This is a genomic window from uncultured Campylobacter sp., assembly GCF_938030785.1.
In the GTDB taxonomy this organism is placed as follows: Bacteria; Campylobacterota; Campylobacteria; order Campylobacterales; family Campylobacteraceae; genus Campylobacter_B.
On record NZ_CALHIK010000169.1, the window covers coordinates 1 to 11189 of the forward strand.

At 44.0% G+C, this 11189-nt stretch carries 9 protein-coding genes; 2 read left to right on the top strand and 7 right to left on the bottom strand.

What is annotated here, in order from left to right; translation table 11 throughout:
- From Q0438_RS09855 to alaS, 5 genes are all read right to left on the bottom strand, one after another.
- Window positions 1–342 (bottom strand): hypothetical protein (locus Q0438_RS09855; RefSeq protein ID WP_299190521.1); only part of this gene is annotated, 342 nt, incomplete at its 3' end.
- A gap of 218 nt (window positions 343–560) precedes the next feature.
- Entirely contained in the window at window positions 561–2471 is a 1911-nt protein-coding gene (locus Q0438_RS09860) for a transglycosylase domain-containing protein (RefSeq protein ID WP_299190523.1), read from the bottom strand.
- On the bottom strand, window positions 2465–3010 hold the full coding sequence (maf, locus tag Q0438_RS09865) for a septum formation inhibitor Maf (RefSeq protein ID WP_299190527.1): 546 nt from the start codon (window positions 3008–3010) through the stop codon (window positions 2465–2467). The genes Q0438_RS09860 and maf overlap by 7 nt, the downstream gene beginning before the upstream one ends.
- Window positions 3010–3516, bottom strand: coding sequence for a hypothetical protein (locus Q0438_RS09870; RefSeq protein ID WP_299190529.1), 507 nt, complete (start codon window positions 3514–3516; stop codon window positions 3010–3012). The genes maf and Q0438_RS09870 overlap by 1 nt, the downstream gene beginning before the upstream one ends.
- Entirely contained in the window at window positions 3513–6059 is a 2547-nt protein-coding gene (alaS, locus tag Q0438_RS09875; RefSeq protein WP_299190531.1) for an alanine--tRNA ligase, read from the bottom strand. The genes Q0438_RS09870 and alaS overlap by 4 nt, the downstream gene beginning before the upstream one ends.
- Window positions 6060–6183: 124 nt before the next feature.
- Here alaS and Q0438_RS09880 point away from each other — a divergent pair, with 124 nt between their 5' ends.
- Window positions 6184–7056 (top strand): Gfo/Idh/MocA family oxidoreductase, encoded by an 873-nt coding sequence (locus Q0438_RS09880; protein WP_299190533.1) that lies wholly within the window; start codon window positions 6184–6186, stop codon window positions 7054–7056.
- Window positions 7053–8351, top strand: coding sequence for a ferrochelatase (gene hemH / locus Q0438_RS09885; protein WP_299190535.1), 1299 nt, complete (start codon window positions 7053–7055; stop codon window positions 8349–8351). The genes Q0438_RS09880 and hemH overlap by 4 nt, the downstream gene beginning before the upstream one ends.
- Window positions 8352–8510: 159 nt before the next feature.
- On the opposite strand, the gene Q0438_RS09890 is transcribed toward hemH, so the two are convergent.
- Both Q0438_RS09890 and Q0438_RS09895 read right to left on the bottom strand, forming a co-directional pair.
- Window positions 8511–9833 (bottom strand): ankyrin repeat domain-containing protein, encoded by a 1323-nt coding sequence (locus Q0438_RS09890; RefSeq protein ID WP_299190536.1) that lies wholly within the window; start codon window positions 9831–9833, stop codon window positions 8511–8513.
- A 243-nt stretch (window positions 9834–10076) separates the two neighbouring features.
- Window positions 10077–11189: ankyrin repeat domain-containing protein (locus Q0438_RS09895; protein ID WP_299190538.1), on the bottom strand; the 1113-nt coding region annotated here is incomplete at its 5' end.

Below are 11189 nucleotides of genomic sequence, written 5' to 3' on the forward strand. Positions count from 1 at the left end.
TTCAATTACTAGTCCAGAAAATTTATAAATAGCGATTTTATCAAAATTAGAAGTCTTTACACTTTTATGTATCGAATATACGTCGTTATAATTTTTGCATAAAGAATTATATTCTATTCTATCGGAATAGAAATTTAAAAATTTATGTTTATTAATAAATAAAATTCCCACCAAAAAAGTAACGGCTCCTAAAAATTGATATGCCCAAGCACTTCCTCTACAAAAAAATAGAAATATAACTAAAAATACAGCTAAGATTAAATAACATTCCGTACTGATTTTAGTCCAATAATCCTTGATTATAAAAAGCGGTATTTCAGATTTCTGATTTGCAAACTCCATAAAGTAAATATCCTGAATCTTTTAAAAAATTTAGTTGTCATTTTACCATTGCTCGGCTTAAATTTATTATAAATCAATCTTTTTATACTATACAATTTTAAAGTTTGCATTTTTACCAAAAGAGCCTTTAATATTTTTAATCTTTATAAAAAATTCCACACTAAAATCCGTCGTTCGCATACTCCTAATCTATAATTTAAATTACGCTTAAACTAAATTCACAATGATCCGTCGCTGCTGCTTTCGCGGGGTTTAGGAAGCGGCGAAATTTTAGTGTAATACTCCTCCTTGCCGTTGTATGAGCTGCTAAAGACGCCGTCCGGAACCGTGAAATTTCGTTTAGTTTGCGGATACTCTTTGAGGTAGTTTGCTAAAAAGCGCGCAAAGACAGGCGCTGCGGTGCGGCCGCCGCCCTCGACCTTTCGCATCGGTTTATAATCGTCGTTGCCGTACCAGATGATGATCTGTAGATCGGGCGTAAAGCCGCAAAACCATGCGTCTATGCTATCGTTTGAGGTGCCCGTTTTACCCGCGACGTCGATTCCTTGCACGCGCGCGCGAGTGCCGGTGCCGCGCTGGACGATATTTTTCATCAACGTAGTCATCAGATATGCCTGCTCCGGGCGCAGCACGCGGCGGCGCTCGGGCTCTACATAACGAGTAGTGCCGTTTTGATCGGTGATCGAGACGATAAATTTAGACTTCGACGTGATGCCGAGCCCAGGAAACATCGAATACATCGTAGAGTACTCAAGCGGCGAAATTCCATAACTGCCGATCGCTACTGAAAGCGCAGGCGGGACATTTTTAAAACCGAACTCGTCCAGCTTCCTGACCGCGCGATCGACCCCGATAGCCTGCATTAAATTTATAGTGGCTAAATTTCGCGAGCGCGTGAGGGCTTCTTTTACCGTGATGTAGCCGCTGTAGGTGCTGTCGTAGTTTTTAGGCTTCCACGTTTTACTGCTGCCGTCTTCAAACTCCCTGGCGATGTCCGGAACCTCCGTCATCGTCGAATACCCCATATCAAGGGCGATCTGATATATAAACGGCTTGAAGCTCGAGCCGGTTTGGCGCTGCGACTGGCTGGCGCGGTTAAAATTTGATTTAGCGTAATCCACGCCGCCGACGAGCGCTAGAATTTCGCCGTTTTGCGGATGGGTAACGATGATCGCGCCGTTTACGTTGCTTGCATTAGCGTCTTTATTGCGCTTAAGAATTTCGTTGTAGCCGAAAATCAGCGCCTCTTGCGCCATCTCCTGCGCCTTTAGATCGAGGCTAGTTTCGATACGATATCCGCCCGTGCGGACATCGGGGATCAGCTTCTCGGCCTCCTTTATGATCTCGTCCACCGCGTATGGGGCTACGTTTTGTGTGAGCGTCTCGTCATAGACTACGGGCCGCTCGGCCATAGCGATCTCGTATTCGGTTTTATTGATCCAGCCTAGCTCGTGCATTCTGTAAACGACATTGTTCGCGCGCGAAAGCGATAGATCCAGATGTTTAGTCGGATCGTAGCTACTAGGCGCCTTCGGCAAGCCCACCAAAATCGCGATCTCTTTAATGCTAAGATCTTGCAAATCTTTTTTGAAATACCCGAGCGCCGCCGTGCGGATACCGTAATATCCATGCCCGAAATACACTTCGTTGAAATATCGCTCTAAAATTTGCTCTTTGCTTAGCTCGTTTTCGATTTTAAGCGATAAAATCGCCTCTTTGATCTTACGATCGAGCTTTCTTTCGCTCGAAAGCACTAAATTTCGCGTGATCTGCTGCGTAATCGTGGAAGCACCTTCGACGAATTTCATAGCTTTGATATCTTTTATGATCGCCCTAAAGATCGCCTCGACGTTCACGCCGTTGTGCTCGAAAAACGCCGTATCTTCGATAGCTACGAGAGCTTCGATCACGCGACCGGGGATATCTTCGTATTTGACATAAATTCTATTTTGCTCGTTGAATACGTTTGCGATTAGATTACCGTTGCGATCGTAAATTTTAGTCGTGAGCTCTGGATGATAATTGATTATGGAGTCCGATTCCAAGCGGATCTGCGAATAGAAATACAAAAAGATACCGCCTGCTGCGAACGCGCAAACCGTAATAAAACTAAATAAAATTCTTACCATATAAACCTCTTTAAAATTTCCAGATCAAGCCCCATCGCGGTAAATTTAGAACCGCGCGAGCTTAGGATATATTTTTCATTAAAGCCCTCGATGCTCATCGCACCCGCCTTGCCGCGCCAATCGCCGCTAGCGATGTATTCGCACAGATCGGCCTCGCTAAATTTATCAAATTTATAGCTTGCGACGCTTAGAGCGACAAGCTGCAAGTTTTTGCTTACAAAGATCATCGCGGTATAGACGCTGCTAACCGCGCTGCTTTGAAGGCTAAGCATCCGCAAAGCATCCACTTCATCGCGCGCCTTGCCCAAAATTTGATCGCCCGCGATTACGGAGCTATCCGCGAACAGCACTCTATCATAATTTTTATAAATTTTAAAAAACTGCGCCTTTTTGCTAAGCGCGACGCGGTACGAATAGGTGCGGGCATCCTGCTTGCTAATGCCGCTTTCGTCAAAATCGAAAGGGATTTGGGTAAATTCCACGCCGCCCTCTTTTAAAATTTGAGCGCGAGTTGGCGAGCCGGAAGCTAGATAGATCATCAAAATTTTCCTATCGTCACGCCCAGATATACGCATATCAGGGTTATCGCGACATTTAGCGGGATGAAATATTTTACGACGATGATCAGATGCTCGTTCGCCTCAAACTCATCCTCTGCGGCGACCGCTTTTTTAAAAGATAAAATTTTATAGTGGATATAGACGAAATTTAAAACGATAAAGCCCGCCGCTACCCACAATGTCGTCGTTACGCCCTTTACCATCGGATCTGAAAATTTAAAATCGCTCCCGTTTGATAGAAAAAATCCGCTAATACAAACAAGAGCCAGAAATATCGCGAAGCTCTGCTCGTAGCGCCTAAAATAGCGCATTATCTCGTTAAATTTAGCGCTCAAAGGCTTGCTTTCGTGCTCCTGCTCGCGCATAAAAGCCCTAACTACAAAGATCACGCAGACTTGAGCGCAGACCAAAAAAATCACGCTTAAAATGTGAATCAGCGGCAAAATTTGCGAGGCTTTGACGAAGCTTGAGTCGATCTCGTTCAAATTTTACCTTTTGCGTAGGCGATCGCTTCTTTGATCGCTTCTTCGATTTTTAGCACATCCTTGCCGCCTGCGGTCGCAAAATCATCGCGTCCGCCGCCGCCGCCGCCTAAAATCGATGCCGCGAGTTTGACCCATTCGCCCGCTTTGATCGGCGCGTTTTTAACGCCTGCAGCGATTGAAATTTTACCGTCTGCGCCCACTTGCATTAGCATTATCGCCGCTTTTTCGTGCTGATTTTTAAACTCGTCGATCATGGTTTTGATATCGCCGCCGTCCACTGCCGCGACGCAGAGCTTGACGCCGTCGATATTTAAAAACGCTAGCGCGTGCGAGTCGTTTGCATTCTTCGCGGCCTCGCGTAGCTCCTTGATCTCGCTTTTTAGCTTTTTGATGCCCAAAATCGGATCGCCCCCTTTTAGTTCGGCTTCGATTCTACTCATCTTATCGCGCAGATCCTGGCTAAATTTAACTACCTCTTGCGAACAGATCGCCTCTATCCTGCGCACGCCCGCGCTTACGCCGCTTTCTTTTAAGATCAAAAAGGCCCCGATTTCGCTTATATTATTAACGTGCGTGCCGCCGCAAAGCTCCTTGCTTACCTCGCCGAAGCTTACTACGCGCACATCCGCGCCGTATTTTTCGCCAAAAAGCGCGATCGCGCCGCTATTTTTGGCGCTTTCTATATCCATTATCTCCATTTTCTGGGCAGCGCCGCGGCAGATCGCTTCATTTACGAAGCTTTGCACCGCTAAAATTTCATCCTCGCTCATCGCTTTTGGATGCGAAAAATCAAATCGCAAGCGGTTAGGCTCCACCAAGGAGCCTGCCTGCGTCACGTGCTCGCCTAAAATTTTACGAAGCGCGGCGTGCAAAAGATGCGTCGCGCTGTGATGTCGCGCGATCATAGCGCGCCTTAGCGGGTCCACCACGCACTCCACCGTATCGCCCGCCTTAAGCGTCTGCACGGCTGAAATTTGAGATAGGTTCAAATCAAAAAATTTCTGCGTATCCAAAACGGCGCTCTTGCCGATCATGCCGATATCTGCGCACTGTCCGCCGCTCGCTGCATAAAACGGCGTTCGCTCGATCATCAGCCAGGCAGTCTCGCCGCTTTTTACCTCATCAGTGATATTAAAATTTTCATCCAAAATCGCTAAAATTTTACTTTCGCAGCTTAGCTTTTCGTAGCCGACAAACTCGTTTTTACCGAAGCGCTCAAGCAGGATCGCAAAATCGCCCTGAGCTTTAGCCTTATCGCCACTTCCCTTCCAGTTGGCCTTTGCGCGGCTCTTTTGCTCGCTCATCAGCTCGTCGAATTTCGCCTCATCCACGCGCAGATTTTTATCGCGCAGCATATCGGCGGTTAGATCGAGCGGAAAGCCGTAGGTATCGTATAGCTTAAACGCGACCTCGCCGCTAAAAATTTCTTTAGTGTGCTTAAGCTCCTCGTTAAAAAGCTCGATACCGTTTGCCAAAGTGGCGAAAAATCGCTCCTCTTCGAGCTTGATCTGCTCCTTTACGACCTGCTTTTTCTCGTTTAGATAGGCGTAGTGTCCGCCCATCAGCTCGCATACTTTATCCACGAGGCGGTGCATAAATGGCTCTTTGATACCGAGCAGATAGCCATGGCGCACGGCGCGGCGTAGAATTCTACGCAAAACGTATCCCCTGCCCTCGCGATTAAAATTTGTTCCCTGCGCTAGCAAAAACACGACCGAGCGGATATGATCGGCGATGACGCGGTAGCTAGCGCCGCCTTCATAAACGTAAGGCTTGCCGCAAAGCTTTGCGACCTCGTTAATTAGCGGCATAAAAAGCGAGCTGTCGTAGTTGCTAAATTTGCCCTCTTTGATCGCCGTGACGCGCTCAAGCCCCATACCCGTGTCGATGCTAGGCTTTGGAAGCGGGCTTAGATTGCCCTGCTTGTCGCGCTCGTACTGCATAAAAACTAAATTCCAAATCTCCAAGAAGCGGTCGCCGTCGCCGCCCATATAATCCTCGCTTCCGTGAAAATGCTCCTCGCCCTGATCATAAAAAATTTCGCTGCACGGACCGCAAGGACCGGTATCGCCCATCGCCCAAAAATTATCGTGATCGCCGAAGCGGTAGATACGCTCCTGCGCTATGTGCTGCGCCCAGAACCCAAACGCCTCATCGTCTTTCTCGTGCACGGTGACGTAGAGTTTTTCTTTAGGAAGCTTTAAAATTTCGGTTACAAACTCCCACGCATAGGCGATCGCCTGCTCTTTGAAATACTCGCCGAAGCTGAAATTTCCAAGCATCTCAAAAAATGTGTGGTGGCGCGCGGTGTAGCCGACGTTGTCTAGGTCATTGTGTTTGCCGCCGGCGCGGATGCAGGTCTGACAGCTCGTGCGGATGGGCGGCGTCGGGCGCGGTACAGCTCCTGTAAATATGCTTTTAAAGGGCACCATGCCCGCGTTGGTAAAAAGCAAGCTGTCGTCATCGGGCACTAGCGGCGCGCTAGGAACGATCTGATGCCCCTTGCTCGCAAAAAAATTCAAATATTCGCTTCTAATATCCATGAAATTTCCCTATTTAAATTTTAAAATTTTGGAGCGCATTTTAGCCAAATTAGATTTTAAAAACTATAAAATTTTAACCATTCTTAGTTATAATGGCGCGAAAGATTAAATTTAGGGCATAACGATGAAAAAAAAGATAGCGATCATAGGCATGGACGAGCTTGGTCAAAAGCACTTCAGCGAGCTAAGAAGGAGCGATTATTTCGAGCTCGTAGCGCTTTATCATAAGGGCAGCAGTGAAAATTTCGGCCCGCGCTATCCGATCTTTGATAATCTAACCGATCTTTTCAACACCGCTAAGCCCGATGCGGTGGTCATTACGGCTCCGCCTTCGGCGCACAAAGAGCTCATTTTAAAATGTATCCCGTTTACCAAAAATATCTTCGTAGAATCCCCGCTAGCGCAGAGCCTCGCCGAGGCTAGAGAGATCAACTACGCCGCGACGACCAATGGCACGCGCCTAGCCGTGGGGTATTCGGATAGATATAACCCCGTGATTATCTCGCTGATTCGCGAACTTGCCAAGGGTGATAAAATTTTTTCGATGAGCTTTGTAAGCGGTTTTGCAAACGATGATAGAGCAGATATCGTCGCCAATGCCCTTTTTAGAGATATCGATCTTGTGCGGCTGCTTTCTCACAGCGAGATCGCCTGCATAGAACTTAGCAAAAATATCTCTAAAGAGCGCACTCTAGCCGCATGCGCGACGCTTCACACAAAAAACGGCTGCTACTGCACGCTCATGCAATCCAATCTCTATCCTATGAGACGCCACGGTGTCGAAATTTGCACCGACAGCGGCGTATATTTCGGCGATCTAATCTCGATAACTCTTTTTAAAATTACCCCCGAAGGCCGCGTAAATTTACGCGTCGATCGCGATGACTTTTCGCTGCGGCGCGAGCACGAAGCGTTTTGCGCGATGTGCAACAGCAGCGCGGACGCAGGACTTGCAAGCGTAGAGGACGCGATAAAAATTAGAGAAATCATCTCATGAAAAAAGTCCTAATTTTACTCAATATGGGCGGTCCGAATAATCTGGGCGAAGTTGAAGTTTTTTTAAAAAATATGTTTAACGACCCCTTTATTTTGGGCGTTAAGAGCGATTTTTGGCGTAGCGTTTTAGCCGCGCTCATCGTAAAAAGCAGAACCGCATCGGCGCGCAGCAACTACGAAAAATTGGGCGGACGCTCGCCGATATGCTCCATCACCGAAGCGCTTTGCGAGCAGGTAAATTTACTCGCGCGAGCAAAATATGGCGCGGGATTAAAATTTGAAAATGCAGATGGTGCGCAAAATTTAAAATTTCAGAGCGCAGCTAAATTTCAAAATGAGGTAGAATTTCAGGGTGCCACAAAATTTAATAGCCCAGATTTTAGCGCTACATGCAAGCTGCAAAATTCCGCTAAATTTCAAGAAGGCGGCGAGCCTGGTGGCGAGGCTAAATTTCAAAACCAAACCGAATTTACAAGCGCCGCAGGTGAGCCGGCGCAAGAGGCACAGAGCGAGCCGGCGCAAGACACTCTATTGCAAAACCAGCCGCCGCAGAGCGTCCCGACACAGGGTGAGGCGCTGCAAAATGAAGCGCCGAAGAATGAAAAACCGATAGATGAGCTAATTTGCGATTATGCGATGAATTACACGCCGCCCTTTGCGGAGGATGTGTTTAAAAAATATGCGGATTTTGACGAGATAATTTTGATGCCTTTGTATCCGCACTTCTCAAAAACGACGGTGCAATCGAGCCTGTGCTCTGCCGAAGCGGCGCTTAAGCGGCTCGGGATAAAAAATTATAAAATCATCGACATTTTCTACGAAAGCGCCGCTTACAACGAAATTTTGCTAAATTTAATTGCGGATTGCGTCTCGAAATTTAGCGCGGATGAAATTTCTCAAATTTCGCTTATATTTTCCGCGCATTCGCTGCCGGTAAAAATGGTTGCTGCGGGCGATCCCTACGAGGCGCAGGTAAAGGCGCACGTGGAAATTTTAAAAGATCTGCTGGCTGCGCGCGGAATTAAATTTAAAGAGATTATCTTGGCGTATCAATCGCGCCTGGGTCCCGTGAAGTGGCTAGAGCCCAATGTCGCGGACGTCTTGCGGGATCTGCAGAGCAAAAAAGTGCTCATATTTCCGATCGCGTTTTGCGTGGATAATTCCGAGACCGATTTTGAGCTGGATATTTTTTATAGAGCCCGGGCGCGCGAGCTGGGTTATGAATACTACGAAGTTTGCAAATGCCCGGACTCCCGCGAGGATTTTGCGAAATTTATACTCGCTCAAGCGTTGTAAATTTAGGAATTAAATTTAACTTTTCTATTCGAGTTTTTATACTTTTGCGGAGTTCGCAAGCCTAATACAATGCCGATAAAATCGGTAAAATTTATCTTTTTCGGTAATTAGATGGGGCTTTAAATTTGATTATTTCGCGGCGAGTTGCCTAGCCGCCTATTATTTTTGATCTTCCGCTTCTTTACTAAATAAATTTCTTTTATATTCTTTATAGTCTTTAGTTAGCCTCTCGACTTCCTCTTTAGATATATGAAAATTGGGGTTTTTGATATTTCTTTCATCTGCCGTAAATTCTATCACGCGAACTTTTTTCCGCTCTACCGCAAATAGTATATACTCTTTAATATTTTTAAAGGTAGCGTTCTTGTCGGAACAATGTTTTTGCAAAAAAGCAAGCTGGAACCTAGCTTTAGTTGCTTTCTTATAATATTCGCTTTCTACATCATACCTATATTCCTTATAACACCTATCATCATACATTCTTTTTAAAAATTCATCGTTCGGTATTCCGCCTATATCATATTGCAAAAGCAGATCTATCATAGCTCCGGGCTCTGGCACGTCTAACAGATCGCCATATACCGATTTATAAAGCCTAAACTCCTCTACTCCATACTCTTTATGGATATTCTTTATGTTTCTATAGCTCGGTATCTCCTCTAGTTTATTTGAAACATAGACCTCTCCCATATTGAAAGTGGAGTAGGTATACGGTCTATACCCGCTCTCTAGCACCATTTTCATTATATCGTACATATTGTTTCTAACTAGGTGGCTGATAAAATAATACGGCTCGCCTCCGCCGCTAAAAAGAACCTCTTTCGTGCGGTAATGTATGATCGGAGTAGCGTTTTCGTCAAAGCTTATAGAATCTATCCAGTTTTCGACATCTCTAATGCCGTAAGTTTCCTGCACGATCTCTACTTCGTCAAACTTAACTCCGCTATCTAGCAAAAGCTTGACCGACTTAGTGGCGTTATTTTCCATAGCGTATGCCATAGGGGATAGCTCGTAATTGTCTTTCTTATGAGGATCGGCACCCATCTCTATCAGCTTTTTTGCGGTCTTTTCGTCATCGTAAAAGCTAGCGTACATCAAAGGGGTAACGCCGAAATGAAGAGGGGTATCTACGCTTATATTATTATCCTGCATAAATTTTAAAATTTTATCCGTATCTTTTGATTTTAAACTCCTGCGCAAAAGTTCCATCGTGGGATTATCTCTAACCTCCTCTTCGTCTATATCCCAATATCTATAGCCGACTGCGTTTATCTCCTTTTGCGTTACGTATTTAGCTAGCTCGGAGTTAGGATCTACTTTGGTATTTGCAGTGACGGTATAGTGAGAGGAGGTTGATGTAAATCTTAAGCCAATTCCAAATTTTAACGCTAAAACAATGGCGATGAGAACAATAACTATATAAGGAATGCTTTTAAAAATGTTTTTTATGATTTTAAGCAAGGTTTTAAAAAAAGTTTTCAAATTTGATCCTTCAGCCTTAAAACACTAGCCTGCAAAGAGCTTTAGCTTTTAAGCAAAACCTAAAGCGACAACTCGTTTTATTCCCCAGAAGTGCTGCGATTATATAACGATGAGGATTAACTTTCACTTATACTAAAATTTTATCTATTTTTGCGGCTTACATTGTGTTTAAGCTTTAAAACATATAAAGTAAACCGCACTGATAAAGTCTAAATTTAAATCCCTATCTTTGGTTTATATGGCTTATCTTACCAAGCCACCATTCTTACTCGCCGGTTCATATCTTTTTAATATATATTTTATATCTTCGACCTGCGTTTCCGTCGGTACGTTTTTTAATTTAAAAAGAAGGTATTCTTTTTGAGTCATGTTTTTATCGACCAGAAACACACTGTCAAGATGACGAAATTTAAAATCTCGTATCTCTTTATTTATCTTTATCTTGTTTGACCATTCTATATAGCTCTTAACATCCATAAACGTTTCATTTTCATCGGGTTTTCTTTTTTCAAATGCCCAAAGATCATTATAGCTCTTAAGCTCTTCAAATTTAAAATTCTTAATAGGGCAATATTTTTCATATATCGCAAGCTGCGTATCATATTCTTTCATCTCATCAGGATCAAGCGGAATCGGTTTTCTTACGATGATACCTTCTTGAATGAGTTTTCGTTCTATCTCAACTCTACTATCGCTGAAGTTTTTTATATATTTGTCCGTAATTCTCTTTTCTTTAACCCTATCTATACCCTCATTCATCGCATCAATATATTTAAATTTATCTTCTATTACCTCTTTATGTGCCTGATAGCACTTATTATATGCCTCTTTAAGCTCCTCATTAGAGGGCTGCTTTTGAGCATTGTATTTTAAAAGAATTTCCAATGTGGGTTTATAATCGGGCATATATGTTAGATCATGAGATAATTCATAATCATTGTATCTGTATCCTTCATCAAGAAGCATTTGTAAAATTTCTGTAAAACCGGAAAAAGCAACATATACAAAAGGATATATGCCATCTTTTGACCCTTTCTCTCTTGCTTCATACTTTGATTCATACTCTACAGATATATTATCTCCGTTTATGGTTATATGTTTTATCATATCATGCTGAGGCGATTGCAAATATCTTTGTATTAGTGCTTTACTATCAAATTTTACTTTCTTACTCAACAAAAATTTTACCGCTTTAGTAGAGTTATTTTCAATAGCATAAGCTATCGGAGTAAGCTTAAATTTATCGGTAGCATTAATATCCGCTCCCTCTTTTACGAGCTCTTTTGCGGTATTTACATCATTGTAAAAGCATGCATACATCAGAGGCGTTGTATTAGCCTTCATCCTAAGATTAGC